A 26,939-nucleotide genomic window follows, 5' to 3' on the forward strand; every position below is an offset into this window, starting at 1 on the left:
TGGAGGGCTCGGGAGCCGCGCCCGATCCGGTGCGCGCGGTGCCCCGCCCCCGCCGGCCCTGGCTGGGCGGCCGGTCCGGGGGTGCCCCGACCGCACCTGCCGCCACGTCCAGCCCTGGCGATCCCGCCGGATCGGGTGCGAGCGTCACCGCACCCGAGGCGAAGGCCCCGGCCGAGCCCGACCCGAAGGCCGAGACGAAGGCCGACAGCCCGAAGACCGAAGGTGCAAAGGCCGAAGACGCGAACACCGAGGGCGCAAAGGCCGACAGCACGAAGGCCGAAGGTGCGAAAGCCGAAGACGCGAACACCGAGGGCGCAAAGGCCGACAGCACGAAGGCCGAAGACGCGAACACCGAGAGCCCGAAGACCGAGGGCGCGAGCGCCGGCGCGTCGGCTGACGATGCGAAGACCGTCACGGTGGTCGCCGCCGCGGACCTGGCGAAAACCAGTGTGGACGAAGTGCCCGTCGTAACGGCGTCCGCACCCACCCGGCGCCGGCGGGTGCCGTTCGCACACGCGGTACGGCTGCCGCCGCGTCAGGCAGCAGCCTCCGCCGCCCGCGCGACCCGTGCCTGGGCTCGCCGCCCGAGTGGTCGGCTCACCCTGCCCGGACTCTTCCTTCTGGCGCTGGTGGCCGCGACCGCCGCGGCCGGCGCGCTGCTCGTGCCGGCCACGATCCGTGCACCCCGCACTGTCGCAGACGACTCCTCGGCCGGGCCGAGCGCAACCGCACCGTCGGGCCTGCCGTCCGAGGTCCCGACCGGCGGGCTACCCGGCGGCGGGCTTCCCAGTGGCGGGCTGCCCAGCGGGTATCCCAGCAGCGGGCTTCCCAGCGGGTATCCCAGTGGCGGGCCGGTGACCGGAGTCCGGCCCTCGGACGCCCTGGCCGGTTGGGCTCAGCAGGTCGGCGCCAAGGTGGGCGTCCCGGCTGTCGCCATGCAGGCGTACGGCTACGCCGAGCTGATGCTCGCCCAGACCAACCGCAGCTGCGCGCTGAGCTGGACCACGCTGGCGGCGATCGGTCAGGTCGAATCGGGGCACGGTTCGGCAAACCGCGCACGGCTCGGGCAGGACGGCAAGGCGCTACCGAAGATCATCGGGCTGCCCTTGGACGGCAAGGACGGGCGGATGCGGATCATCGACACCGACCGCGGGCAGCTCGACGGCGACACGATCCTCGACAAGGCGATCGGGCCGATGCAGTTCATCCCGAGCACCTGGCAGGAGATCGGCGCGGACGCGGACAACGACGGAGTCAAGGACCCGCACGACCTGGACGACGCCGCCCTGGCAGCGGGGAACTACCTCTGCAAGGGCGGCCGTAACCTGAGCATCCCGACCGACTGGTGGAACGCGATTTTGTCCTACAACGACGTGCGCCGCTACGCCCAGGATGTCTACGACACCGCGAACCGGTACGGACGGGCCAGTCGCCCGTGACGTGATCGTCTCGATACGTTGGAGAACTGGACACTTCCCCCCGGCACCTGTTAGCGGCAAGCTAGACGGGTGATGGTGCGCGAGTGGGACCCGAGGACCGCGTCGTCCGCCGAGATCGCGTCGCTGCTGGCCACGCTGAACGCGGTCCTGGCGACCGATCTGCCGCACGACCCGCCGTGGCGGGAGACCTCGCTGCGGGAATACCTCGCCGAGGTGATGCCCGGCGAGCGGCGGATCTCCTGGATCGCGCAGGCCGACCCGACCTCCCCCGACGACCCGGGCGCGGTGCTCGGCCAGGTTCATGTGCTGCTCCTCGGTGACATCGGCGTACTCGAGGTGCTGGTGCACCCGTCCGCGCGGCGCGGCCACCTCGGCCGTGACCTGGTGTTGCGTGCCGCCCGCCGGGTCTACCAGGAGGGTTTCCGGTCGATCGGCGTCGAGGTGGTCGGCGACACGCCCGCGGTCGGGTTCTACGAGTCGCTCGGCTTCACCCGGGAGTACGTGGAGACGCGCAGCGTGCTCGACCTGACCACGGTCGACTGGGCCGAACTGACCCAGATGGCCACCGGCGTCGCGGCGGGCTACCACCTGGAATTCTTCCCGGGCGGGCCACCGGACGACCTGATCGAGGCGTACGCGCGGGCCAAGGCCGAGGTGCGCGACGTCGACGACGGCGAGCTGCGCCCCAGCTCCTACGACCCGGAGCGGCTGCGCGACAGCCTCGACACCCTGCACCGGCGGGGCATGAAGCCGTACATCGTGCTCGCCCGGCACGAGCAGAGCGGCGAGGTGGCCGGCCTGACCGAGGTGGTGGTCCCGGCGCAGCACCCGACCCGCGCCGACCAGTACGACACGATCGTCGCCCAGGACCACCGGGGTTACGGCATCGATCGGGCGATCAAGGCCCGGATGCTGCTGGAGCTGCGCTCCGCCGAGCCGGAGCTGATCGAGGTGCAGACCTGGAACGCGCAGGCCAACGAGGCGATGCTGAAGGTCAACGCCGAGCTGGGTTACCGGCCCGACCGCGACTGGTGCGAATACAGCGTCGATGTCGCCGAGTTGGTGCACCGCCTCGACCCACCACGTTGAGGGAATTCACGGAACTGTCCACTAGGGGATGGACGATGGACAGTCGCGCACCTTAACGTGCGTTGACTCCCATCCACCCATCGTGGAGGCCCTATGCGCCCGCGCCGCTCAATCGCCGCGCTCGCGACCGCCACCGCCGCCGTGACCATCACGGCGCTCGGCGTCGCACCCACCGCGGCCAGCGCCGCACCCACCGACCTGTTCATCTCGGAGTACGTCGAGGGTTCGTCGAACAACAAGGCGATCGAGCTGTTCAACGGCACCGGTGCCCCGGTCGACCTCAGCGCCGGCGGCTACCAGCTCCAGCTCTACTTCAACGGCTCCACCACGGCCACCACGATCGCGTTGACCGGGAGCGTGGCCGCGGGTGACGCGTTCGTGTTCGCCAGCGCCTCGGCCGGGGCCGCCATCCTCGCCCAGGCCGACCAGACCACCGGGGCGAGCCTTTTCAACGGTGACGACGCGATCGTGTTGCGCCGGGGCACCACCGTGCTCGACTCGATCGGGCAGGTGGGCGTCGATCCGGGCACCGAGTGGGGTGCGGGCACGACCAGCACCGCGGACAACACCCTGCGCCGGCTGTCGACTGTCACCGCTGGCGACACCGACCCGGCCGACACGTTCGACCCCGCCGCGCAGTGGGCCGGCTTCCCGGTCGACACCTTCGACGGCCTCGGCGCGCACACCGTCGAGGGCGGCGGCCCGGTCGACGTGCCGGCAACGCTGACCTGCGGCGGCCCGTTGGTCACCGCCGCGGGCACGGCGGCCAGCCGGGAGGTCACCGCCACCGATCCCGATGACACGATCGTCGACCTGGCCGTGACCACGGTCAGCCCGACCCCGGCCGCCGGCTCGATCACCCGCACCGCGTTCACCCCCGCCGAGGGCGTCGGCGGCACCGCCCACGCCACGGTCGGCACGAGCGCCGACCTCGCCGCCGGGGCGTACACCGTCACCCTGACCGCGACCGACGCGGGCGGTGGCACCGCGACCTGCGCGCTGGTCGTGCAGGTGACCCGGGAGTTGACCGTCGGCGAGGTGCAGGGCCCGACCACCGACGCCGAGTCCGGTCCGACCGACCGGTCGCCGCTCGCACCGGCGAGCGGCAACGGCACGAGCAGCACGCTGTACGACGTTCGCGGCGTGATCACCCAGTTGACCCTGGCCCGCACCTCGGCCGGGGCGGAGCAGCACGGCTTCTTCCTGCAGAGCCGTACCGGCGACACCGACGGAGACCCGACCAGTTCCGACGGCATCTTCGTGTTCATGGGCACGTTCACGTCGCTGATCGGCGGCTACGTCCCAACGGTCGGCGACGAGGTCGTGCTCCGGGCCCGGGTGTCCGAATACTTCAACCTCACCCAACTCTCCGGCGCCTCGCTGGTCCGCCGGATCGCCAGCGGCCTGGCCGTGGACGCCGCGGTCGCGGTGACCGACGCGGTACCGCCGGCCGAGTTGACCGACGCGCAGCGTTTCTGGGAGCGGCACGAGGGCACCCGGATGCGGGTACGGGCGGGCAGTGGCGCGGTAAGCGGACGGGACGTCTTCTCCTCCACCGCCGACGCCGAGCTGTGGGTGGTCGACCGCGACGACCCGCTGCTGGACCGCGCCGACCCGTACGCCCGGCGGGTCTTCCGTGACTCGCACCCGCTGGACAACGACCCGACCCGGCGCTTCGACGACGGCAACGGCCAGCGGGTGCTGCTCGGCAGCATGGGCGTGAAGGCCACCGCCGGGGACAGCACCGCGCTGCTCCCGCCGGCGCACACCTTCGACACGCTGCGCGGGGACGCGGTGGGGGCGGTCTACTACTCGTTCGAGAAGTACGGCGTCCAGGTCGAGCGGGCGGAGTTCGACGCCGGGGCCGACCCGTCGAAGAACAACCCGCCCAAGCCGGCCGACCGGTCGCAGGAGGTGGCCGTCGCCACCTACAACGTGGAGAACCTGTACGACTACCGGGACGACCCGTTCGACGGTTGCGACTTCACCGGTAACGCGGGCTGCCCGGGTGTCGACCCGCCGTTCGACTACGTGCCGGCCAGCGAGGCGGAGTACCGCGAGCAGCTGAGCGCGCTCGCCGACCAGATCGTCTCCGATCTGCACGCACCGGATCTGATCCTGGTGCAGGAGGCCGAGGACCAGGACATCTGCACGGTCTCCGGGGCGGCGCTGAGCTGCGGCGACACCAACAACGCCGACGGCGCTCCGGACAGCATCCAGGAGTTGGCGCTCGCGGTGGCGACGGCCGGCGGGCCGGCGTACGCGGCTGCCTATGACCGGACCGGCGCGGACGCCCGCGGTATCACCGCCGCCTTCCTGTACCGCACGGACCGGCTGTCGTTGGCGGCCGCGACGGCGAGCGACCCGCTGCTCGGCTCGGCACCGACCGTTCAGTACCGCGCCGCGGGGCTGCCGGCCAACTCCGACGTGCAGAACCCGAAGGCGCTCAACGCGGTGCTGCCCTCGGACGTGGACACCTCGACCGGGCGGGACGGGAACAACGTCTTCACCCGCGCTCCCCAGTTGGGCAAGTTCAGCGTGGCCGCGTCCCCCGGTTCGACCGAGCGGTTCACCCTGTACGCGCTCAGCAACCACTACTCCTCCGGCCCTGACAGCCGGGTCGGGCAGCGGCGGGAGCAGGCGCGGTACGGCGCGGCGATCGTCACCGCGATCGAGGCGGCCGACCAGACCGCACGGGTGGTCTACGGCGGGGACCTGAACGTCTTCCCCCGCCCGGACGATCCCATCGCCACCGGCAGCCAGCCGACGCCGTCGGACCAGCTCGCCCCGCTCTACGAGGCGGGCCTGCACAACCTGTGGGACAACCTCGTCGCCGACGTGCCGGCGTCCGCCTACTCGTACAGCTTCGAGGGGCAGGCGCAGACGCTCGACCACCTGTTCGTCAACGACGCGTTCTACGGCGACCTGGTGCAGGTGCGGGCGGCGCACATCAACGCCGACTGGTCGGCGGAGTTCACCGGCGACGGGTCGCGCGGTTCGAGCGACCATGACCCGCAGGTGGCGAGGTTCCGGTCCCGGGCGTCGCTGACCGTCGCCGACACGACGGTGGTCGAGGGCGACCAGGGCAACCGGCAGCTCACCTTCACCGCCACCGTGTCCCGGCCGCTGTCCCAGCCGGTGCTGCTCTGCGCCGCCACCGTCGGCCTCACCGCGCAGGGCGGCTCCGACTTCGACCCGTACGCCGGTTGCAAGGTGTTGGCTGCCGGGCAGACGTCGGTCGCCTTCCCGGTGACCGTGCGCGGTGACCGGAAGCGGGAGTCGGACGAGAAGCTGACCCTGCTCGTGGCAGGTGTGCCCGGTCTACGGCTGGCCGACCCGCTGGCAACGGGGACGATCACCAACGACGACTGAGGTCCGCCCTTCGCATGATCGCGCTCGATCCAGGATGTAGTGGCCTCCGCCGACCAGGAGGCCACTACATCTTTGTTTCAGCACGATCTTGCCGAGAGGTCCGTCCCGCGCGGGCGGATGTAACGCCGCGCCGCCGCCAGACCAATGAAGGGGTGTAAGGACGGCCAACGAGAGGACGGCCTGTGACCAACCCGAGCCCCGGCGGCGGGGATCTCACCGCCATCGGTACGGACTCCGCGGCGTTCGAGCGGTTCTACCGCCGACACATCGAGACGATCAGCCGGTTCGTCGCTCGCCGCGTCGATGACCCCCACACCGCCGCGGACCTCACCGCCGAGGTGTTCCTGGCGGTGATCGACTCCGCAGCCGGTTACCGGCCGGAGCGGGGCAACGAGGTGGCCTGGCTCTTCGGCGTGGCCCGCAACGTCATCGCGGCCGAGCACCGCCGGGCGACCCGCCTCCTGCGGGCCAGCGGTCGCGTCGCGGGACGACGGCTGCTGGACGCCGACGACATCGCCCGCATCGAGGAGCGCATCGACGCGGAGTCGCTGGCCCGCCGCACCTATCAGGCCCTCAGCGGCCTACCGGAACGTACGCGCGCCCTGCTGGAGCTTGTCGCCGTCGACGGTCTGTCCCTGGCGGACGCGGCCGGCGCGCTCGGAATCTCCCCGGTCGCCGCTCGGGTCCGTGTGCACCGGGCCCGCCGGGCCGTACGCCTCGCACTCGCGCAGTCCGAATCCGCGCTCGCCTGATCGGAGGGACGATCACCGTGACCCACACCGAAGAGCCCCTGGGCAACTTCGAGGAACGACTTCTCGTCGAGTTGAAGGAACACGTCACCACCCGGACCGCCGCCGAAGCGGCGCTGACCACGCCGAACACCGTTCGCGCGACCCGCTGGGGCGCACGGTGGCGCGCGCCAGGCTGGCGCCTGGCCGGGGTAGGCGGCCTGGTCGCCCTGCTGACCGTCGGCGGGTTGCTGGCCCAGACCCTGGGCGACGCTCCACCCACGGCGAGCGCGGCCGAGATCCTGAACGAGGCCGCGGAGACCGCCCGGCAGCAGCCGGACCTGGTGGCACGCCCGGGCCAGTTCCTCTTCATCGAAATGCGACTGACCTACCGGGAGCTGCCAGATTCCGGCCCGTACATCAAGGAGCGGCTGCAGCGCTGGGTGCCGGTCGGCGACGGCACGACCTGGCAGCAGCGACGGCGGCTGGAGAGCCGCCCCGACGAGTGGCGCACCGACGACGTCTCGCACCTGTCTCCGCCGCCCGGCTATTTCCAGGGCCTGCCTACCGAGCCGGAGCAGTTGGCGCAGCACCTGCGGGACCACCCGAGACCCTTGGATCTACCCGCCGGCGCGGACCTGGAGGCCATCAGGAACGAACCAACTACGATCTTCGGCGACGGGATGGTGATGCTCCAGGGCTACGTACCGCCGCAGTCGCTCGGCGCATTGTTCCAGGTGATGGCCCAGGTGCCCGGAGCCACGGTCGTGCCGGGCGAGGTGCGGGACGCCGCCGGGCGGCGTGGAGTGGCGCTGCGGACACCGGGCGTGTTCGGCGCGCACCTCGACCTGATCTTCGACCGGGAGACCCACGCCTACCTCGGCAGGCGCGACCTTCAGGTGCGGGATGGCAAGGAGTCGCTCTACCAGAGCACCGCCATCATGCGGATGGCGATCGTCGACCACTCGGGGCAGCAGCCCTGACCGGCAGAACGCGGCGATGATCGCGCTCGATCCTGGAAATAGTGGCCTTTCCCGCGGGGGAGGCCATTATTTCCTTGTTCTAGCGCGATCGAGCCGCAGCGCGATCGCGGCCTCCGGGCCGCTCAGTAGCGCTGGCGGAGCAGCTCGGCGGCCTCGACCGCCCAGTAGGTGAGAATCACCTGCGCGCCGGCCCGCTTGATCGAGGTGAGCGTCTCCAGCATCACCCGCTCCCGGTCGATCCAGCCGTTCGCGGCGGCCGCCTCGACCATCGCGTACTCGCCGGAGACCTGGTAGGCGGCGACCGGGACGTCCACCGCGGCCCGGACCGCCGACACCACGTCGAGGTAGGGCAGGGCCGGCTTGACCATCACCAGGTCGGCACCCTCGGCGACGTCCAACGCCACCTCGCGCAGCGACTCCCGCAGGTTGGCCGGATCCTGCTGGTAGGTGCGCCGGTCGCCCTCCAGCGCCGACTCCACCGCCTCCCGGAACGGGCCGTAGAAGGCGGAGGCGTACTTCGCGGCGTACGCCAGCACGGCGACATCCTGGTGCCCGGCGGCGTCGAGCGCCCGGCGCACCACACCGACCTGGCCGTCCATCATCCCGGACGGCCCGACCATGCCGACCCCGGCGGCGGCCTGGGCCACCGCCATCTCGGCGTACGCGGCCAGGGTGGAATCGTTGTCGACCTCGCCGTCGGCGGTGAGCAGCCCGCAGTGCCCGTGCGAGGTGAACTCGTCCAGGCACAGGTCACTCATCACCACCGTGGCGTCGCCCACCTCGGCGACCACGTCGCGGATGGCGACGTTCAGGATGCCGTTCGGGTCGATGCCGCCGGAGCCGGTCGGGTCCCGCTGCTCCGGCACCCCGAAGAGCATGATCCCGCCGACCCCGGCCTGGACCGCCTCGACCGCAGCCTTGCGCAGCGAGTCCCGGGAGTGCTGGAGCACCCCCGGGAGCGACGAGATGGCCCGGGGCTCGGTGAGCCCTTCCTTCACGAACATCGGCACGACCAGCTCGGCCGGGTCGACCCGGGTCTCGGACACCAGCCGGCGGATCGCCGGGGTGCGGCGCAGACGGCGGGGCCGGATCTCGGGGTACGACATGAGAGGCCTTCCTGAAGACGACTACCGGAAGCGCAGGGCGGTCGGCCCCTGCACCTTCGAGCCGCGGCGCTGCTTGGCCGGCATGGCGGCCAGCTTCTCGCGCAGCTCGACGGCGTAGGCGGCGAGCGCCTCCACCAGGTCGGGCACCGAAGCGTGCGGCGGCTGGACGTCGACCCGCAGGCCGAACTCCGTCGCGGTCTCCGCCGTCTTGGGCCCGATGACGGCAACAACGGTACGCGCGTGCGGCTTCCCGGCGATGCCGACGAGGTTCCGCACGGTGGAGGATGACGTGAACAAGACAGCGTCGAACCCGCCCGACTTGATCGCGTCCCGGATCTCGGCGGGCGGCGGCGCGGCCCGCACCGTCCGGTACGCGGTCACGTCGTCGACCTCCCAGCCGCGCTCGGTGAGCCCGGCGGCGAGCGTCTCGGTGGCGATGTCGGCGCGCGGCAGCAGCACCCGACCCACCGGGTCGAGGATCTCGTCGTGCGGGGAGAACTCGGCCAGCAGCCCCTCGGAGGACTGCTCCCCGGCGGGGATCAGCTCCGGCTGGATGCCGAACGCGCGGACCGCGTCGGCGGTCGCCTCACCGATGCAGGCGATCTTGACGCCGCCGAAGTGCCGGGCGTCCAGCCCGTGCTCGGCGAACTTCTCCCAGACCGCGCGGACCGCGTTCACCGACGTGAAGATCACCCAGGCGTACCGGCCGTCGACCAGGCCCTTGACGGCCCGCTCCATCTGCGCCGGGGTGCGGGGCGGCTCGACCGCGATGGTCGGCACCTCGCACGGGATCGCCCCGTACGCGCGCAGCCGGGCGCTCATCGCGCCAGCCTGCTCCTTCGTGCGGGGTACGAGCACCTTCCAGCCGTACAGCGGGCGGTTCTCCCACCAGCTCAGCTTGTCGCGCTGACCCACGCCGACACCGATGGTGAGCACCACCCGGCCGGTGAAACCGAGGGCGGCGGCCACGAAGCTGTCGACGGTCGACGTGGTCGTGTACTGGGTCTCGCCGGTGCCGTCGCCGGTCACACCGACGCCGGTGGTGCCGTCGACCCCGGCGGCGAGCAGCCCGTCCCGGACGGCGGCGAGGTCACCGGCGTCCACGGCGAGCGCGAGCGAACCCCGACCGACGGCCGTGGCCAGCGCCTCGAAGTCCAGTGCGCTGACGTCCTCGACGTCGGCGGCCGTACGCACACCCGGCAGCGGGACCCCCGCGTAGGTGGCCACACCCTCGGCCTGGCCCACGCCGGGCACCACCTCGAAGTGGGCGGCGGTGCGGGCCACCGCCTGCACCTCCTTCACCACCGAGTCGTGGCCGAACGGGTCGCCGGCGACCAGGTGCACCGCGTTCAACCCGGAGCGGGCCGCGGAGATCAGCACCTTCGCCACGTCCCCGGGCGCGCCCTCGGCGGGGGTGAACTCGGCATCGTCCCTGGCGTCGGCACGGACGACGGCGAGCAACGACTCCGGGACTCCCCGGTCGTAGATCACCTGGTCGGCGTCGACCAGGGCGTCGTGTGCCCGACGGGTCAGCAGACCCGGGTCACCGGGGCCAGCCCCGACGAACGCGATACGGCCGACGGGCTTACGGGTGCGGGTCATTCTGTGCTCCCAAATTGCTGGGTCCCCGGGCCGGTGTGTCCTTCGTGGCCGAGGATCGAGTCGGCGCCGAGTTCGAGGAGTTCGGCGGCGAGTGCCTTACCGATCTCCGCCGCGTCGGCGGGCGTTCCGGTGCGGGACAGCCGGAGGTCACGAGTGCCGTCCGGGCTGATCACCGCCCCGCGCAGGTAGATCTCATCGCCGTCGTCACCTTCGGCGAGTTCGGCGTAGGCGGCGACGGGTGCGCTGCACCCGGCCTCCAGGGTCGCCAGCAACGCGCGTTCCGCGGTGACCGCGGCGCGCGACGGTGCGTGGTCGAGCAGCGCGAGCAGCTCGACCAGGTCCTGGTCATCGACCCGGCACTCGACCGCCAGCGCACCCTGGGCGGGCGCGGGCAGCATCAGCATCGGATCCAGCGTCTCGGTGATCGCGTCGGTCCGACCGATCCGGGCGAGCCCGGCCCGGGCCAGCACGACCGCGTCGAGGTCGGCCTCGGGGCCGAGCACTCGCGCCAGGCGGGTGTCGATGTTGCCGCGGATCGGGGTGACCTCCAGCTGCAGGCCGAGGGCGTGCAGCTGGGCGATACGGCGCAGCGCGCCGGTGCCCACGGTCGCCCCGGGCGGCAGCTCGGCGAGCGTCCGGCCGCCCTTGGCGATCAGCGCGTCGCGCGGGTCCTGCCGGGCCGGCACCGCCGCGATGTGCAGCCCGCCGGCGGCAGCCGTGGGCAGATCCTTGTAGGAGTGCACCGCGAAGTCGATCGTCCTGGCGGTCAGCGCGTCGCGCAGCGCGGAGACGAACACCCCGACGCCGAGCCGGTGCACCGGCGCGTTGGAGCGGTCGCCCGCGGTGACCACCTCGACCAGCTCGACCGGGCGGCCGGTGGCGGCGGTCACCGCCTCGGCGATCTGGCCGGACTGGGCCATCGCCAGGGTGCTGCCCCGGGTGCCGAGACGCAGGGGGGCGGTCATCGCGCACCTCCGGTAGGTGGGGTCGGCTCGGCGGCGTCTGCTCCGGACACCGGATCGATGCCGGGGAGCGCCATGCCGAAGTCGGGGGTGAGCACGTCGGGGACGGTGTCCACCGGCGAGGTCTGCGGCACCTCGAGGTCGAACAGCTCGCGCAGCAGGGCCGCGTACTGGTCGCCGCCGGGCTCCGCGGCCAACTGGCGGACCTTGACGGTGGGTTGGTGCAGCAGCCGCTGCACGACCCGGTGCACCGTGCGGGCCACCTCGGCCCGCAGGTCGTCGCCGAGGTCGGGGCGACGCTGAGCCAGCCGGCGGAGCTCGGCGGTGACCACGTCGTCGGCCCGGCCGCGCAGCGCGGCCACGGTGGGTGCCACGTCGGCACCGCGCAACCAGGTGAGGAAGCTCTCCACCTCGCCCAGCACGATCCGTTCGACGGCGGCCGCGTCCGCGGCTGCCGGACCGTCGGCGAGCAGCGCCGCCATCCGGTCGATGTCGATCACCTCGACGCCGGGCAGCGCGGCGACGCCCTCCTCGACGTCGCGCGGGACGGCCAGGTCGAGCAGGACCAGCGGGCCGCGGGCCGGGTCCCGTTCGGCCAGCGCCGCGCTGACCACCGCCCGGGTGAGGACCGGTTCGGTGGACGCGGTGGCGGCCACTACGATGTCCACTGTGGAGAGGGTGTCGACCAGCGCGGTCATCGGCGCGGCACTCGCCCCGTACGACTCGGCGAGCCGCACGGCCCGGTCGGCGCCCCGGTTGCTGACGGTGAGCGGCCCGGCGCCCAGCCGGGACAGCGTGGCCACCCCGAGCGAGCCCATCGCGCCAGCGCCGACCACCAGGGCCGGGTGGCCGGCGAGGTCACCGTCGAGGTGCCCGGCCGCCAGCTCCAGCGCGGCGGTGACGACGCTCTGGCCCGCCCGGTCGATGCCGGTCTCGGCGTGGGCACGCTTACCGACCCGCAGCGCCTGCTGCATCAGCTCGTGCAGCAGCCGGCCGGCCGAGTCGGCGCCGGTGGCCCAGTGGTACGCGTCGCGCAGCTGGCCGAGGATCTGCGCCTCGCCGACCACCATCGAGTCCAGACCGGTGGCGACCCGGAACACGTGATCCACGGCGGCGGTGTCGTAGTGCACGTACAGGTGGTTGGCGAGCGCCGCCGGCGAGCTGCCGGCCTGCTCGGCCAGGGTGGCGCAGACATCGCCGAGCCCACCGTGGAAACCGGACACTGCGGCGTAGACCTCCACCCGGTTGCAGGTGGAGACGATGACCGCCTCGGCCACGTACGGCTGGGCGATCAGGTGGTCGAGGGTGCGGGTCAGGTCGGCGGGAGGGACGGCCAGTTGCTCCAGCGTGGCGACCGGGGCGGTCCGATAGGACGCGCCGACGACGAGCAGTTTCACGTGCCGATCGCCTCCTGGGTGTCGGTGGCCGCGAACCCGCCCGGCAGGGCGGTGAGAGCGGACCCGCCGGTGGCGGGCAGCGCGGTCAGCGACGCCTTGCGGTGCTCGTGGAAGGACAGAATCTGCAGCTCGATGGCGAGGTCGACCTTGCGCACGTCGACCCCCTCCGGAACCGAGAGTACGCACGGCGCGAAGTTGAGGATGCTTGTCACGCCGACGGCGACCAGTTGGTCGGCGACCTGCTGGGCCGCGGCGGCGGGGGTGGCGATCACGCCGATCGCGAGGGATTCCTCGGCGGCGACCGTCGGCAGGTCGTCGACATGCCGGACTACCAGGCCGTTGATCTCCTCGCCGACCCGGGAGGGATCGGCGTCGAGCAGTGCGGCGATCCGGAAGCCTCGGCCGGCGAAGCCGTCGTAGCCGGCCAGAGCGTGACCGAGATTACCCACGCCGACCAGGGCGACTGCCCGTCGTTGGGTGAGCCCGAGCACATTCTCGATCTGCTCGATCAGCAGCGCGACGTCGTAGCCCACCCCCCGGGTGCCGTACGAGCCGAGGTGGGAGAGGTCCTTGCGGAGCTTGGCCGAGTTGACTCCGGCGGCGGCGGAGAGACCCTCGCTGGACACCGTCTCGTGCCCGGTGTCGCCGAGGTTGTGCAGCGCGCGCAGGTACTCCGGGAGCCGAGCGACGGTCGCCTCGGGCAGATCCGGGAGCGCCGGTACGGCACCGGCGCGGCCGGGCGCGCCTGGGTGACGGTGCTGACTCATGAGACTCCGTGCGGTGCGATCCTCGGCCAACTCCGCTGGTCGGCCGCTTATGGACTCCCGCTGGCGACCGAGGTTGCCGGCTGTGCTAGCAGGGCGCGTCGGAGTCACAGAGTAGGCGCTTGTGAAGACGTGCACAAATCGCGATCTTGCCGCTGCGTGACGCAACCTCACCAGCACCTCCATTCCGCAAGATCGATCCGACGGGTCTTCGCCTTCGCCGCCCGGGCGATTATTGCTCAATCCCGACTTCTCTGACCAATCCCGCGCCGAGCCTCGCTCGGCCCTCCCCGAGGTGGTAGGGACAGCACTACGAGGGAGAGGCAGGGCTTCGGGATGGGGACGGAGAGCGCAGATGCCTAGCCTTCAGGGCATGACCGCAGTTGCCGCCACCAGCGACCAACCGATCCTGGCACCGAGCATCCCCCGCCAGCTCTTCGTCGACTCCGGGTACGTGCTGCTCGGCCTGCCACTGGCGGTGGCCAGCTTCGTCGTCCTCCTGGTCGGCCTCGCGGTCGGCATCGGCCTGGTGGTCACGGTGATCGGTCTGCCGATCCTCAGCGGCACCCTCTACGCCGCCCGTGGGCTGGCCGACATCGAGCGGCTGCGGCTGCCCTCGGTGCTCCGACAGCCCCGGATCCGGCCGCACTACCGGCTGCCCGAGGCGGGAGCCAACGCCTGGCGGCGGATCTTCGTGCCCATGCGGGACGCCCAGTCCTGGCTCGACCTGGCACACGGCATCCTGCGGCTGATCGCGGCGGCTGGCACCTTCGTGGTGGCCCTGGCCTGGTGGGCGGCGGCGATCACCGGCTCGCTCTACTGGGCCTACGACTGGGCCCTGCCCCGAGCCGACGGCGAGGGTGACCAGGACCTGGCGCAACTGCTCGGCCTGGGCGACTCGACCACGGCCCGGATCGGTCTGTACACCGCGCTCGGGGTGTTCTTCCTGATCACCCTGCCGATCGTGGTGCGGGGTTGCGCGCTGCTCCAGGCCAGCTTCGCCAAGGCCATGCTGACCGGTGTCGCCGAGATGCGGGACCGGATCACCGTGCTGGAGGAGCAGAAGCGGGCCGCCGTCTCCGCCGAGGCGTCCGCGCTGCGCCGGCTGGAACGCGACATCCACGACGGCCCCCAGCAGCGCCTGGTGCGTTTGGCGATGGACCTCAGCCGGGCCCGGATGCAGCTCGCCTCCGACCCGGAGGCCGCCGGCCGGACCATCGACGAGGCGGTCACCCAGACCCGGGACACGCTGGCCGAGCTGCGGGCACTGTCCCGGGGCATCGCCCCGCCGATCCTGGTCGACCGTGGCCTGCCCAGCGCCCTGGCCGCGATCGCCGGGCGCGGGCTGATCCCGATCGAGCTCCAGGTGGACCCGCAGCTCGGCACCCCGGACGGGCGGCTCGACCCGGCGGTGGAGAACACCGCGTACTTCGTGGTGTCCGAGGCGCTGACCAACGTCGCCAAGCACAGCCGGGCCACCGAGGCCGTGGTCGCCGTCGCCCGGCAGGGCGGCCAGCTCCAGGTGCGGGTCGGCGACGACGGGCAGGGCGGCGCGCACCTGGCCAAGGGGCACGGGCTGGCCGGCATCGCCGACCGGGTCCGGGCTGCCGGCGGTGAACTGATGGTGGTCAGCCCTGCCGGCGGCCCCACCGAGATTCGCGCGGAGCTACCGCTGTGACCGATCGGGCACCGCGCCGCGCTCTCGGGACGGGCCGAACGTGGTAGACAACACAGCCATGCGAATCGTGATCGCCGACGACGCCGTCCTGCTCCGGGAGGGGCTCGTACGGCTGCTGACCGAGAGCGGGCACCAGGTGGTGGCCGCCGTTGGGGACGGCGACGCGCTCGTCGAGGCAGTCGTGGAGCACCGGCCGGACGTGTCGATCGTCGACGTCCGGATGCCGCCGTCACACACCGACGAAGGGCTGCGGGCTGCGGTGGAGGCGCGGCGGCTGGTGCCGCGTAGCCCGATCCTGGTGCTCTCCCAGTACGTCGAGGTCTCGTACGCCGATGACCTGCTGGCCACCACCGGCGGCGCCGGCGGCGGCATCGGCTACCTGCTCAAGGACCGGGTGGCCGCGATCGACGAGTTCCTGGACGCGCTGCGCAGGGTCGCGGCCGGCGGCACGGTGCTCGACCCGGAGGTGGTCGGCCAGCTCTTCGCCCGGCGCCGCCGGGACGACCCGCTGCGCGAGCTGACCCCCCGCGAGCGCGAGGTGCTCTCCCTGATGGCCGAGGGACGCTCGAACACGGCCATCGCGCGCGCCCTCGTGGTCAGCGACGGCGCGGTGGAGAAGCACGTGCGCAACATCTTCACCAAGCTCACCCTGCCACCGGACACCGAGCAGCACCGGCGGGTGCTGGCCGTCCTCACCTATCTGCGGAACTGACCTCCCGGGCCAGCCGCACCGCGTCGGTGAGAGTGTCGGCCACCGGGTGACCGGAGGCGCGCAGCCGGGCCGGATCGGTGAACCCACCCGTGTAGAGCACCGCACGGCCGCCCACCGCGAGCGCCGCGTCCGCGTCGTCGATGGAGTCGCCGATCAGCACCACCGAGGCGCCGTCCACGCCCAGCTCCGCCAAGTGCAGCTCGAGCGACTCGGCCTTACGGCCGCCGCCGACCGTCGCCCGCAGCCCGTCGACCCGGGTGAAGTGGCCGGTCAACCCGTACGTGTGCACGGTCGGCACCAACTCCTCGTGGAACCACATGGAGAGCAGACTCTGGCTGCCCGGCCACGCGGCCATCGCGGTGCGCGCGTCGGCGGCCAGCTCACAGGTGGTCAACCCGGTGCGGTACGCGTCGTGGAAGATCCGGTCCAGTCGGCCGAACTCGTCGTCGTCCACGGCCTGCCCCAGCACCTCGGCGTAGTACTCGGCGATCGGCCTGCGGAACCGCACCCGGTGCTCGTCGAGGGTGACCGTCGGCCCACCGAGGCTCGTGAACACGACGTTGGTGGCGGACACCACCAGACTGAGGTCGTTGAGCAGGGTGCCGTTCCAGTCCCACACGAGGTGGGGGTGCGCAGGGGTCATCAGAGCACCATAGGCACCGCTCAGAGCTGCGGCGTGGTCAGGTCCCGCAGCAGCCGGTCCTCCTCGACCCGCCAGTAGCCGTGCTCCTTGCCGTCGAGCATCACGACCGGCAGCCGGTCTCCGTACTCCCGCTCCAGGCCCTCGTCGGCGGTGACGTCCCACTCGACCCACTTGTCGCCGGTGACCGCCACCACCCGGTCGAGCGCCGCCTTGGCGTCGTCGCACAGGTGGCAGCCGGGTCGGGTGATCAGGGCGAGCCGGGCGTCACTGGACATCGGTTACCTCCGTGGGGTGGGCGATCGCCGGTGGGTCGGTCGGCATCGTCGCCGGTCGCCCCGGCGCCGGCACCACGTTACGTCGGCACAGTCTCATCCGCGCCCGGACGGCGATGTCGCAGAGTCCCGTTGACGGGACTGTCCTGTGTGCCACCGGCGGCACGATCAGGTCCTGTCGATGGGATGCGCGGAGTCGCCGGCGGCCGATTCGGCCGCGCCCGCGTCGCCACCCGGGGCGGCGGGTCAGCCGAACGGGCCACCCGCTCCGACCAGGGTATCCATCCTGGAACACCGGCCCGACGGAAAGTCAATCGCACACGACGGACAACCGGTCCGCCGCCGGTACGGCAGAGCGGGAAATACTTCCGCCTTGTGTAACGGACTTGCCACGCGCGGGTGACGTTGGCCCTATCATCACTCGGGTCGGGTCACCCCATTTGCCGTGAGTCGACACCCCTCAGCCCGAGGAGGCCCCCGTGCCTGTGAGCGCATTGGACCAGCACCTCCAGGGGATTTGCCGCCCGTCGGCAACCCCCGCGACCGTCCTGCCCGACCGGCTGCCCGGTCGGTCCGCCCCGACGACACAAAGACCGGCCCCAACGAACAGACCGGCCCGTCCGGCGACCGATCCGACGGGGGCAAGCCGGTGACCACCTTCGGTTATGCGGAACGCCCCGTCGGCCTGACCGGCCAGCCGGCACGCTCCCACGTCAACGAGCGACCGGCGGCCCGTGCCCCGCTGGACGAACCACACGGCCCCGCCGTGCGGGGCGACGGCGCGGCGCAACGGATCCGCAGCCGGCCACACCACAACGAGCCGCCGCCGCGGCCCGCGGTGCCCGGCGGAAACGCGAGACCGACCGGTGGCCGGGTTGCCGTTCCGGCCCGACCGACCATGCCTGCGCAGGGTCGACGGGGCAGCGAGACACCGGTGGTGACCACCGACCCGGCGGCGGGCGAGACAGCGGTGCTTCCGGCAGTGCCGGCCACTACCACCCCGACCGGTTTCCCGAGCCGCCCGGACCCGTCCGACCCGGCCACCGAGGTCTGGACGCTGATCGAGCGGGCCCAGGCCGGCGAGTCCGAGGCGTTCGGTCTGATCTACGACCGGTACGTGGACACCGTGTTCCGGTTCGTCTACTTCCGGGTCGGCAACCGCCAACTCGCCGAGGACCTGACCTCGGACACCTTCCTGCGCGCGCTGAAGCGGATCGGCAGCTTCACCTGGCAGGGCCGCGACCTCGGCGCCTGGCTGGTGACGATCGCTCGCAACCTGGTCGCGGACCACTTCAAGTCGGGCCGGTACCGGCTGGAGGTCACCACCGGCGACGTGCTCGACGCCGATCGGGAGGACCGCGGCCCGGAGGGCAGCCCGGAGGCGGCGGTGGTGGAGCACATCACCAACGTCGCGCTGCTCACCGCCGTGAAGCAGCTCAACCCGGAGCAGCAGGAGTGCATCGTGCTCCGCTTCCTGCAGGGCTTCTCGGTCGCCGAGACGGCCCGCGCGATGGGCAAGAACGAGGGTGCCATCAAGGCACTCCAGTACCGGGCCGTCCGCGCTCTGGCCCGACTCCTGCCTGACGGCTTCCAGCCGTAGTTTCTGGCGGCGGGACCGATGGACGTCGATCGACGTCCGTGCAGCTCAGAGTCGGTCCCGCCCGGTGACGACGATCACTTTCTGTAATTTCCGCCCCGCCAGGCCCGTAACCCGTGCCCGGTCCGCCGCGTTTCTCCGGGTGCGACCGGTGGACGTCCCGGCAGGCCCGGGTCACCGAGGTCCGACCGGCATGCCGGCGGCACCTCACCTCCGTGGTGTCACAATGCCGCCCGGTCGTCGGCAACGACGGCGGCCGACCGGCCGTGACCAGCGAGAGGAGGTGCCTGCGGTGGACGACATCCTCTTCTCCCGTCGGCGCGCCGAGCGCTTCGCGCAGCTTCTCGACGAGGCCAACGGCGCTCGGCGACACCACGTGCGATCCCGGGTGGACGGTCAACTCGCGCCGCTCGTCGCAGTGGGCCAGCGGCTCAGCGTCGACCCACCGGCTGTCGAGGTGGACCAGGACTTCCGGACCGGCCTGCGGGCGATGCTGCTCGCCACCGCCGAACGGGAAGGGCTGGGCACCGCACCGGCGGCCAGCGAACCGGCCGCCACGCGGCCCAGCACGGCCGCCCGTGGGCGGCTGCTGCCAGCCGCCACCGCCCGCCGGGCCCGAGCCCGGGGCGCGATCCTGGTCGGCATCGCCGCCGGCGCCATCGCCGTCTCCGGCATCTCCGCCGCCAGCGAGAACGCGGTGCCCGGCGACGCGCTGTACGGGATGAAGCGCTCGACCGAACGGGCTCAACTCGCGCTGGCCAGCTCCGACATCAGCCGTGGCCAGCTCTTCCTGGACTTCGCCCGGACCAGACTCGGCGAGGCCGCCAAGCTGCGCGGTGACCGGATCGGCTACAGCGCGGTCCTCGACGACATGGACGCCGACACCCGGCAGGGCGTTCGCCTGCTGACCACCGCCGCGGTGCAGCGGGCCGAGTCGGGCAGCCTGGACACGCTCAACAGTTTCGTCACGAGCCAACGCCGGGCGGTGAGCGGCCTGCTCGACGGGAGCACCCGCGTCGACCGGGACCGGACGCAGCGGTCGCTGCACCTGCTGGAGAGCGTCCGGGAGCGCTCGGACACGCTGCGCGCGGCGATCGCCTGCGGCCTCCCGGCGCCGACCGCCAGCGATGCCCTCGGCCCCGATCCGAGCACCTGCCCCGGGGCTCGCTGACCCGCGCCCCTATACCGCACGTCCGACCGGCCGCGCCACAGTTCGCTCTGTGCCCGGCCGGTCGACCGCGTACGGCGGCTACCCTCGCTGGAGGCATCCGTTGTTCCAGGCAGGAAGGGAGTCGCGTGGCGCGCAGCCGTAAGGTGACGGTCAGTACCGACGCCGAGGGGCACACCGCAGGCTGGGCGGAGACCGACCTCGCCCCGGTCACCGCCCCCGCACCGGACCCGACGGCCGCAGCGTTCTTCGACGTGGACAACACGATGATGCAGGGCGCGTCGATCTACTGGTTCGCCCGCGGGCTCGCCTCCCGGAACTACTTCACCACCGCCGACCTGGCGCGATTCGCCTGGCAGCAGCTCCGGTTCCGGCTGCTGGCCCGGGAGCACGCCGGTGACATGTCCCTGGCCAAGGAGGCCGCGCTGGCCTTCGTCGAGGGCTGGCGGGTCGACGAGGTGGAGCGCCTCGCCGAAGAGATCTTCGACGAGATGATGGCTCCCCGAATCTGGGCCGGCACCCACCAGCTCGCTCAACGTCACCTGGAGGCCGGCCAGCGGGTCTGGCTGGTCAGCGCCGCCCCGGTGGAGATCGGTCGGGTGATCGCCGCCCGGCTCGGCCTGACCGGTGCCATCGGCACGGTGGCCGAGGTGGTGGACGGGGCGTACACCGGGCGGTTGGTGGGTGACCTGATGCACGGGCCGGCGAAGGCCGAGGCGGTCACCCAACTCGCCGCCGTGGAAGGGCTCGACCTGGTCCGCTGCGCGGCCTACAGCGACTCGGCCAACGACCTGCCGCTGCTCTCCTCCGTGGGCAGGGCGGTGGCCGTCAACCCGGACGGCGCCCTGCTGCGGCAGGCCCGCCAGCACGGCTGGGAGGTGCGGGACTTCCGCACCGGCCGTCGGGCGGTCAAGATCGCCGTGCCGTCGACCGCGGCAGCCGGTCTGGTCGCCGGCGCGGTCACCGCCGGCCTGGCACTGCAGCGCCGTCGCCGCGCCGGCTGACTCAGGCTCTCACGGGCCGAACGGGTCGGGCCGTCGCTCCAGCAGCGTGTGCAGGGTCTGCTGAATGGTCTCCCGCACCTGGTCGGCGAGGTTGAAGACCACCAACGGGTCATCCGCGGAGTCGGTCAGGTGGGCGGTGGGGATCGGCGGGCAGAACTCGATCAGCCATTTGCTGGGCAGCGGCACCATGCCCAACGGGCCGAGCCACGGGAAGGTCGGCGTGACCGGGAAGTAGGGCAGCTTGAGCAGCCGCGCCAGGGGCTTGATGTCGGCGAGCATCGGGTAGATCTCCTCGCCGCCGACGATGGCGACCGGCACGATCGGCGTGCCGGTGCGCAGCGCCGCCGAAACGAACCCGCCGCGCCCGAACCGTTGCAGCTTGTACCGGTCGGCGTAGAGCTTGCCGATGCCCTTGAAACCCTCGGGGAACACACCGACCAGATCGCCGCCGCCGAGCAGCCGCTCGGCATCCGGGTTGCAGGCCACCGTGCCGCCGGTCTTGCGGGCGATCTCGGAGACCACCGGCATCCGGAAGACCAGGTCAGCGCCGAGCAGCCGCAGGTACCGGTGGGCGGGATGCTTGTCGTGCAGCGCCGCCGAGAGGATCAACGCGTCCAGCGCCACCGTCCCCGAGTGGTTGCCGACCACCAGGGCGGGGCCGTCGACGGGCACGTGCTCGACCCCACTGACCTCGGTGCGGAACCAGTCGCGGTAGAGCAGCCGCAGTAGCGGGTGGAAGACGGCGTCGGTCAACTCCGAATCGAAGCCGAATTCGTCGACCTCGTAGTCGCCGGAGAGCCGTCGGCGCAGGAACGCCAGGCCGTTCGCGACCTTACGGTCCCAGTGGTCGCCCGGCCGGTCCGGCACCGCCGGCTCGGCCGGGGGGACCTGCACCGCCGGTCGATGTCCGTTGCGCCGCGCCGGCTCCGGATCGGCTGTGGGCGACTGCTGCGGTACGTCGAAACGCCCGACCCCCTGCGGGTCGCGCCCCGCCGCTGGCCCGGTCATGACAACCGCTCCTGCAGTGCGGAGCGCACCTGGCGGATGCCGTCCAGGACGAGTTGCTCAGCGGCGGCCAACTGACCCCGCGTGACCACCACCCCACCGTGGTGGGCACGAATGAAGTCCTCGAACGCTTCGGCCGTGGAGCGGGGCGTGAAGTCGTACTCCTGCTCAAGCCGGGTGGTGTCGACCACCCGGCCGTGCACGAAGAGGTCGACCTGGTCCAGGCCGTAACGGCCGAAGCCCATGGTGCGGGCCAGCGTGGCGGCACCGGAGAGACTCGGCTCCAGCACCGGCACGGCCACCCGACCGGCTCGCCGGATCGCCTGGGACAGCGACAGCACCCCCGGGCCGGCGACGTTGTAGGTGCCGGGATGGTCCTCCACGATCGACCGGTGCAGCACCTCCAACGCGTCGTCGAAGTGCAGGAACTGCAGACGGGGATCACGGCCGAAGACGGTCGGCACGAACGGCTGCGAGAAGTAACGGGTCAGCGTGGTGTCGGCGGTCGAACCGATGAACGGGGCGAAACGCAGCACGGTCGCCGTGACGTCGGACCGGCGACGCCGGAAGCCACGGACGTACCCCTCGATGTCGAGGATGTCGCGGCCGAACCCACCGCGCGGCACCTCGCGGGGCTCGGTCTCCTCGGTGAAGACCGCCGGGTCCCGGAACGACACCCCGTACGCGGCGGTCGACGAGCGGACCACGAGCTTACGCAGCCGGGGTGCCCGTTGGCAGGCGGCGAGCATCTGCATGGTGCCGATGACGTTCTGGTCCTTCATGGCGGACCGGCCACCGTGCTGCGGGTCCGCGGAGCTGGCCAGGGCGAGGTGCACGACCGCGTCGACGTCCAGGTCGGCGAGGATGCCACCGAGCGAGCCGGAGTCGACGCGGATCCGTTCGACCCGGTCCAGCAGATCGGTGAACTCGGTGCCGGAGTCCGGAGCGTCGACCCCGATGACCCGTTCGATGCGCGGGTCCGCGGCCAGTCGGGCCGCCACGTGGGCACCCAGATAGCGGCCCACCCCGGTGACGAGGACGACCCCCGGAGCACCTGAGGTGCCACCGGGGGTCATCTGACGCACCTACCCCGGCAGGGAGGATCGAGCCGGGACGACCACGGCCTGATCACCTGAGCCTCCGGGGGTCGACAGTTTGGCAAGTGACGCCGAACGCCGGGCTCTGAGCCCGGCGGCGATCACTTGCCGAGACGGCGACGCTGGACGCGGGTCTTGCGCAGCAGCTTGCGGTGCTTCTTCTTAGCCATGCGCTTACGGCGCTTCTTGACCACCGAGCCCATACGACAGCCTTTCGATACAACGTGCGGGGCGGACCGGATGACACCACGCAGGTGGCGACGGCGACCGCTTGCGGACAACGGACCGGACCAGTCTGGGCGGCGGGGCGCACCGGTGGGGTCTCGGTCGGGCTCCAGGGTAGCCGGAGGGCGTCAGCCGGACCAACGCGCCCCCGTCGATGCCGGTTAACTGGCACCCGGAGGGCGGGGCGGTGACTCAGGCGGTCTCTTGAAAAGCACCCCGGAGATATTCGTGCACCGCATGCTCAGGCACCCGGAATGACCGACCGACCCGGACGGCGGTGAGCTCACCGCTGTGCACCAGGCGATAGACCGTCATCTTCGACACCCGCATGACCGTCGCGACCTCCGCGACGGTCAGGAACCTGACCTCCGACAGCCGTCCGTCGGACTGTGACCCGGCCATGGCTCACCAACCCATCCCATGCCCGGCGCGTGCCAACCCGACGGATGCTCCGGGCCGGGCGGCGACGCGCGTGTTACCAGTACGGTAGCGGGGCGGCTGTGACCGGCGCGATCCCTTCGTACAACTGATCATGATTCTCCTCGCCGGTTCACCCGATCCGCGCTTCCGGTATCTCCCCGCCTGCGCCCGACGTCCCGGTTGCCCGACGCTGATCACTCGGCGCGCAGCGCGACCACCGGGTCGAGTCGGCCGGCGCGCTGCGCGGGGACGACCCCGAAGACGATGCCCACCACCGCCGATACGCCGAAGGCGAGCGCCAACGACCACCAGGTGACCGCGGCCGGGATCGGCGACAGCGCGTCGACCAGCAGGGCGGTCCCCACGCCGAGCGCCATCCCGGTGAGCCCACCGATCGTGGTGAGCAGCACCGCCTCCAGCAGGAACTGCACCCCGATGTCGCGGGGACGCGCACCGACGGCTTTGCGCAGCCCGATCTCCCGGGTCCGCTCCCGGACGCTGACCAGCATGATGTTGGAGACCCCGACGCCGCCGACGAGCAACGAGATGCCGGCGATGGCGGCGAGTACGCCGGTGAGGACTCCGAGGATGTCGCCGAGCACGCCGAGGATCTGCTGCTGGGTGACAGCACTGAACTCGGTGTCCGGGTGGCGCCGGGTCAGCTCGGCGACGATCCGTTCGCCCAGCTCCTCGATCCGCTCGCGGTCCGGTGCCTTCACCGCGATGCCGTCCACCCGCTGGGTGCCCCAGAGCCGCTGCGCGGCGGTGACCGGCACGTGCACCTCGTCGTCCCGGTCGACGCCGAGGCTCTGCCCGAGTGGCGCGAAGACGCCGATCACCCGGAACCGCACCCCGGCCAGCGCCACCTGCTGGCCGAGCGGGTCCCGGTCGGGGAAGAGCGTGCGGGCCACCGCGTCGCCGAGCACCGCCACCCGCCGGCTGGTGTCCACGTCGGTGCCGGTGAGGTAGCGGCCCCGGGCCAGCGACCGCGTGAACACCGCCGGGGTGGTCTCCAGCACTCCCTGCACGGTGGTGAAGTCGGAGCGGTTGCCGGCCCGCGCGGTCGCCCCCGAGGCGACGGTGACGGCCACCCGGTCGGGGTCGCCGACCACCCGGCTGACGGCGTCGGCGTCCTTGAGGGTCAGCGGCGAGACCACCGGGGCGTTGCCGACCTCGATCCGGCCGGGGACGACCAGCAGCAGGTTGGAGCCGAGGCCCTCGACCTGTTGCTCGACCTTCTGTTTGGTGCCGGTGCCGATGGCCACCAGCAGGACCACCGAGGCCACCCCGATGATCACTCCGAGCATGGTCAGCGCGCTGCGCAACCGGTTGGCCCGCAGGGCGTCCAGCGCCACCCGCCACGCCTCGGCGAGCCTCACGCCGCGCCTCCCGGCCGCTCGACCTCGGGTCTGCCCGGGTCGACCTCCCGCGGAAGGCGCCCGGTGGCTCCGGCGGCGCCACCGGAGCCACCGGACGGGTGCCCCGGGCCGCTTCCGGACGCGGACCGGGGCTCCGCGCTGGGAGCGGCAACCAGTGTCGCAGGTCGACCGTGATCAACGGACGGCGGTCGATCATGCTTGGTGTCGCTGTCCGCCACGACCACACCGTCACGCATCGTGATCCGGCGCTGGGCCCGGGCTGCCACCTCCTGGTCATGGGTGACCATCACCAGCGCCACCCCGGACTCCACGTTCAACTGCTCCAACAGCTCCAGCACCGCCGTGCCGGTGACGCTGTCCAGGTTGCCGGTGGGCTCGTCGGCCAGCAGCACCGTCGGTTCGGTGACCAGCGCACGGGCGATCGCCACCCGTTGCTGCTCACCGCCGGACATCTGGTTGGGCCGGTGGTCGAGGCGGTGCCCGAGGCCGACCCGGCCGAGCATCGCCGCCGCCCGCTCCCGACGCTGCCGGGCCGGCACACCCCGGTAGACCAGCGGCAGCGCCACGTTCTCCACCGCCGAGGTACGCGGCAGCAGGTGGAACGCCTGGAAGACGAAGCCGATCGTCTCGTTGCGCAGGGTGGCCATCTCCGGCGGGGCGAGGGCGTTGACGTCCCGCCCGCCGATCACCAACCGGCCACCGGTGGGCCGGTCCAGCCCACCGAGGAGGTGCATGAGAGTGGACTTGCCCGAGCCGGACGGGCCGACCAGGGCCACGTAGTCCCCCGGTTGCACGACCAGCGACACCCCGCGCAACGCCTCGACGGACACCCCGTCCAGTTGGTACGTCCGGGAAACGTCCACCGCCTCGATCGCCGGCGGTGCGCCGGTCACCGCACCTCCTGGCCGTCGCGCACCTGATCGGTGCCGCGCACCACGATCCGGTCGCCGGGCTGCACGCCGTTGAGGATCTGCACCAGATCCGACCCCTGTACGCCCACGGTGACCGCCGCCCGGCCAGCCTTGCCGTCGCGGACCACCCAGACCGCGTCCCGGCCGTCGGAGGAGAACACCGCCGAGGCGGGGACGGTCACCGCGTCGGCGGCCTCGCGTACCCGCAGGTGCACGATCGCGTTCATACCGGGCCGGGGGTTGGGCGCGGGCTCGTCCTCGGCCAGCTTCCCGGCGCCCAGTGCGAGGCGTACCCGGTAGGTGACCCCGCCCTGCGCGGAGTTGGTGGGCAGCACGTCCACCGAACGGACCGTCGCGTCGTAGCTGGCACCGGTGACGGCGTCCAGCTCGACGGTGGCGGTCACGCCGGCCTTGACCAGCAGCACGTCCGTCTCGTCCACCTCGGCGAGCAGCCCCAACTGCCCGGTGTCCACCACGGTCAGCACCGGCGTGCCGGCGCTGACCTGGCCGCCGACCGCGACCGCGTCGTCCACCCCGGCGGGCGGCCCACCCTGGCTGGGGGTCAGCACGGACGGGTCGATGCCGGCCGCCTGGGCGCCACCGGCCTGCTCCAGCAGCCCCGCGAGGCCCCCGGTCGACCCACCGCTGGCCCGGGTGCCACCCGGCTGCACCACCCCGGCGATCGGGGTGCGCAGGGTCAGCGCGTCGACTGTCGCCTTCGCCAGGTCGTACGCCTGCTGGGCCTGCAGCCGTTGCGCCGCGGAGAGCGCGCCGACGGCGGAGCTCAGCCCGCTGATCCCCCGCTGCACCGCGCGGACGGCCTGGTCGGCGCTGCGAGCGGCGGCGGCGTACTGCCGTTGCGCGGACGTCACCTGGGTCAGCAGCGCGTCCCGCAGTTGCGGGTCGGCGATCTTGTCGGCGGCCTTCCGGGCGGCGTCGAACGCCTCGTCGGCCGCCTTGTCGGTGCCACGCCGACTGCCGGTCAGGTCACCCGTGGAGACACCCCGCCCGGCGCGCTTCGCCGCCTCCAACGCCTGCTTCGCCTGACGAAGCCGCTGCTGAGCCGAGGGCGAGTCGACCACGGCGAGGATCTGACCGCGCTTCACCTGCTGTCCAGGCTGGACACGCAGGCTCGCCAGGGTGCCGTCGGCGGGAGCGGTGAGCGTGGCCGCGGCCCGGGCGGTCACGGTCGCCGGCGCGTCGATCACCTCGCTGACCTGGTTGCGGGCCGCCGACGCCAGCGCGAGGTCGGGGTCGTCGTCGCCGCACGAGGCGGCGGTGGTGACGGTGAGGACGGCGACGGCGGTCAGGGCGGTGAGCAGGCGGGGCCGCGTGGCGCTGGACGGCCGCGGCAACTGGGGGCGGCGCACCCATCGATGGTACGGC

General features: G+C 72.4%; 24 protein-coding genes. 10 read left to right on the forward strand and 14 right to left on the reverse strand.

The genetic code is table 11. The features are described from left to right. Window positions 1-38: 38 nt before the first annotated feature. The 5 genes from HNR20_RS11530 to HNR20_RS11550 all read left to right on the forward strand — a co-directional run bounded on the left by HNR20_RS11530 (window position 39) and on the right by HNR20_RS11550 (window position 7,611). Window positions 39-1,439 carry a lytic murein transglycosylase gene (locus HNR20_RS11530; protein ID WP_373291030.1) on the forward strand — a complete coding sequence of 467 codons (1,401 nt, stop codon included), beginning with the start codon at window positions 39-41 and terminating at the stop codon, window positions 1,437-1,439. A gap of 72 nt (window positions 1,440-1,511) precedes the next feature. Continuing rightward, entirely contained in the window at window positions 1,512-2,528 is a 1,017-nt protein-coding gene (locus HNR20_RS11535; protein WP_184188328.1) for a GNAT family N-acetyltransferase, read from the forward strand. Window positions 2,529-2,621: 93 nt separating this feature from the next. Beyond that, complete coding sequence (locus HNR20_RS11540; RefSeq protein WP_184178937.1) at window positions 2,622-5,900, forward strand: lamin tail domain-containing protein; 3,279 nt, start codon at window positions 2,622-2,624, stop codon at window positions 5,898-5,900. Between the two features lie 182 nt (window positions 5,901-6,082). Continuing rightward, window positions 6,083-6,652 carry an RNA polymerase sigma factor gene (locus HNR20_RS11545; RefSeq protein WP_184178939.1) on the forward strand — a complete coding sequence of 190 codons (570 nt, stop codon included), beginning with the start codon at window positions 6,083-6,085 and terminating at the stop codon, window positions 6,650-6,652. A gap of 17 nt (window positions 6,653-6,669) precedes the next feature. Then, on the forward strand, window positions 6,670-7,611 hold the full coding sequence (locus HNR20_RS11550; RefSeq protein WP_184178941.1) for a CU044_5270 family protein: 942 nt from the start codon (window positions 6,670-6,672) through the stop codon (window positions 7,609-7,611). A 122-nt stretch (window positions 7,612-7,733) separates the two neighbouring features. Here HNR20_RS11550 and hemB read toward each other — a convergent pair whose 3' ends face one another. Genes hemB through HNR20_RS11575 form a run of 5 tightly spaced genes read right to left on the reverse strand, consistent with a single transcriptional unit; the run spans window position 7,734 to window position 13,445 of the window. After that, window positions 7,734-8,717 carry a porphobilinogen synthase gene (gene hemB / locus HNR20_RS11555; RefSeq protein WP_184178943.1) on the reverse strand — a complete coding sequence of 328 codons (984 nt, stop codon included), beginning with the start codon at window positions 8,715-8,717 and terminating at the stop codon, window positions 7,734-7,736. Between the two features lie 21 nt (window positions 8,718-8,738). Next, window positions 8,739-10,319: a bifunctional uroporphyrinogen-III C-methyltransferase/uroporphyrinogen-III synthase gene (locus HNR20_RS11560; RefSeq protein ID WP_110563202.1), complete on the reverse strand. Its 1,581-nt coding sequence runs from the start codon at window positions 10,317-10,319 to the stop codon at window positions 8,739-8,741. Next, window positions 10,316-11,284 carry a hydroxymethylbilane synthase gene (gene hemC, locus HNR20_RS11565; protein ID WP_184178945.1) on the reverse strand — a complete coding sequence of 323 codons (969 nt, stop codon included), beginning with the start codon at window positions 11,282-11,284 and terminating at the stop codon, window positions 10,316-10,318. The genes HNR20_RS11560 and hemC overlap by 4 nt, the downstream gene beginning before the upstream one ends. Then, complete coding sequence (locus HNR20_RS11570) at window positions 11,281-12,678, reverse strand: glutamyl-tRNA reductase (RefSeq protein ID WP_184178947.1); 1,398 nt, start codon at window positions 12,676-12,678, stop codon at window positions 11,281-11,283. The genes hemC and HNR20_RS11570 overlap by 4 nt, the downstream gene beginning before the upstream one ends. Then, on the reverse strand, window positions 12,675-13,445 hold the full coding sequence (locus tag HNR20_RS11575; protein WP_184178949.1) for a redox-sensing transcriptional repressor Rex: 771 nt from the start codon (window positions 13,443-13,445) through the stop codon (window positions 12,675-12,677). Before HNR20_RS11575 ends, HNR20_RS11570 begins: the two co-directional genes overlap by 4 nt. A 370-nt stretch (window positions 13,446-13,815) precedes the next feature. Here HNR20_RS11575 and HNR20_RS11580 point away from each other — a divergent pair, with 370 nt between their 5' ends. After that, window positions 13,816-15,120, forward strand: coding sequence for a sensor histidine kinase (locus HNR20_RS11580; RefSeq protein WP_184178951.1), 1,305 nt, complete (start codon window positions 13,816-13,818; stop codon window positions 15,118-15,120). Window positions 15,121-15,178: 58 nt separating this feature from the next. Then, window positions 15,179-15,832, forward strand: coding sequence for a response regulator transcription factor (locus tag HNR20_RS11585; RefSeq protein WP_184178953.1), 654 nt, complete (start codon window positions 15,179-15,181; stop codon window positions 15,830-15,832). On the opposite strand, the gene HNR20_RS11590 is transcribed toward HNR20_RS11585, so the two are convergent. Beyond that, entirely contained in the window at window positions 15,813-16,475 is a 663-nt protein-coding gene (locus HNR20_RS11590) for an HAD family hydrolase (protein ID WP_184178955.1), read from the reverse strand. The genes HNR20_RS11585 and HNR20_RS11590 overlap by 20 nt on opposite strands. A gap of 20 nt (window positions 16,476-16,495) precedes the next feature. After that, window positions 16,496-16,750 (reverse strand): glutaredoxin family protein, encoded by a 255-nt coding sequence (locus HNR20_RS11595; protein WP_110563209.1) that lies wholly within the window; start codon window positions 16,748-16,750, stop codon window positions 16,496-16,498. A gap of 646 nt (window positions 16,751-17,396) precedes the next feature. Here HNR20_RS11595 and HNR20_RS11600 point away from each other — a divergent pair. From HNR20_RS11600 to HNR20_RS11610, 3 genes are all read left to right on the forward strand, one after another. Continuing rightward, window positions 17,397-18,347 (forward strand): ECF subfamily RNA polymerase sigma factor, BldN family, encoded by a 951-nt coding sequence (locus HNR20_RS11600; protein WP_184178957.1) that lies wholly within the window; start codon window positions 17,397-17,399, stop codon window positions 18,345-18,347. Window positions 18,348-18,627: 280 nt separating this feature from the next. After that, window positions 18,628-19,515, forward strand: a complete 888-nt coding sequence (locus tag HNR20_RS11605; RefSeq protein ID WP_184178959.1) for a DUF5667 domain-containing protein — start codon at window positions 18,628-18,630, stop codon at window positions 19,513-19,515. A 125-nt stretch (window positions 19,516-19,640) separates the two neighbouring features. After that, window positions 19,641-20,516, forward strand: coding sequence for an HAD family hydrolase (locus tag HNR20_RS11610; RefSeq protein WP_184178961.1), 876 nt, complete (start codon window positions 19,641-19,643; stop codon window positions 20,514-20,516). Between the two features lie 9 nt (window positions 20,517-20,525). Here the strand turns inward: HNR20_RS11610 and HNR20_RS11615 are convergent, their stop codons facing one another. The 7 genes from HNR20_RS11615 to HNR20_RS11645 all read right to left on the reverse strand — a co-directional run bounded on the left by HNR20_RS11615 (window position 20,526) and on the right by HNR20_RS11645 (window position 26,923). Further along, a complete protein-coding gene (locus HNR20_RS11615; protein ID WP_229687088.1) occupies window positions 20,526-21,524 on the reverse strand; it encodes a lysophospholipid acyltransferase family protein in 999 nt (332 codons plus the stop codon). Next, the gene (locus HNR20_RS11620; protein WP_184178963.1) at window positions 21,521-22,597 is read right to left on the reverse strand and encodes an NAD-dependent epimerase/dehydratase family protein; all 1,077 of its coding nucleotides are present in this window, start codon (window positions 22,595-22,597) and stop codon (window positions 21,521-21,523) included. Before HNR20_RS11620 ends, HNR20_RS11615 begins: the two co-directional genes overlap by 4 nt. A gap of 122 nt (window positions 22,598-22,719) precedes the next feature. Then, window positions 22,720-22,821 (reverse strand): 30S ribosomal protein bS22, encoded by a 102-nt coding sequence (locus HNR20_RS11625; RefSeq protein ID WP_007465623.1) that lies wholly within the window; start codon window positions 22,819-22,821, stop codon window positions 22,720-22,722. A gap of 214 nt (window positions 22,822-23,035) precedes the next feature. Beyond that, the gene (locus HNR20_RS11630; protein ID WP_110563213.1) at window positions 23,036-23,245 is read right to left on the reverse strand and encodes a helix-turn-helix domain-containing protein; all 210 of its coding nucleotides are present in this window, start codon (window positions 23,243-23,245) and stop codon (window positions 23,036-23,038) included. A gap of 212 nt (window positions 23,246-23,457) precedes the next feature. Beyond that, window positions 23,458-24,642 (reverse strand): ABC transporter permease, encoded by a 1,185-nt coding sequence (locus HNR20_RS11635; protein ID WP_184178965.1) that lies wholly within the window; start codon window positions 24,640-24,642, stop codon window positions 23,458-23,460. Continuing rightward, window positions 24,639-25,535, reverse strand: a complete 897-nt coding sequence (locus HNR20_RS11640; RefSeq protein ID WP_184178967.1) for an ABC transporter ATP-binding protein — start codon at window positions 25,533-25,535, stop codon at window positions 24,639-24,641. Before HNR20_RS11640 ends, HNR20_RS11635 begins: the two co-directional genes overlap by 4 nt. Next, window positions 25,532-26,923 (reverse strand): efflux RND transporter periplasmic adaptor subunit, encoded by a 1,392-nt coding sequence (locus HNR20_RS11645; RefSeq protein WP_184178969.1) that lies wholly within the window; start codon window positions 26,921-26,923, stop codon window positions 25,532-25,534. Before HNR20_RS11645 ends, HNR20_RS11640 begins: the two co-directional genes overlap by 4 nt. Window positions 26,924-26,939 lie beyond the last annotated feature (16 nt).

The organism is Micromonospora parathelypteridis (genome assembly GCF_014201145.1).
In the GTDB taxonomy this organism is placed as follows: domain Bacteria; phylum Actinomycetota; class Actinomycetes; order Mycobacteriales; family Micromonosporaceae; genus Micromonospora; species Micromonospora parathelypteridis.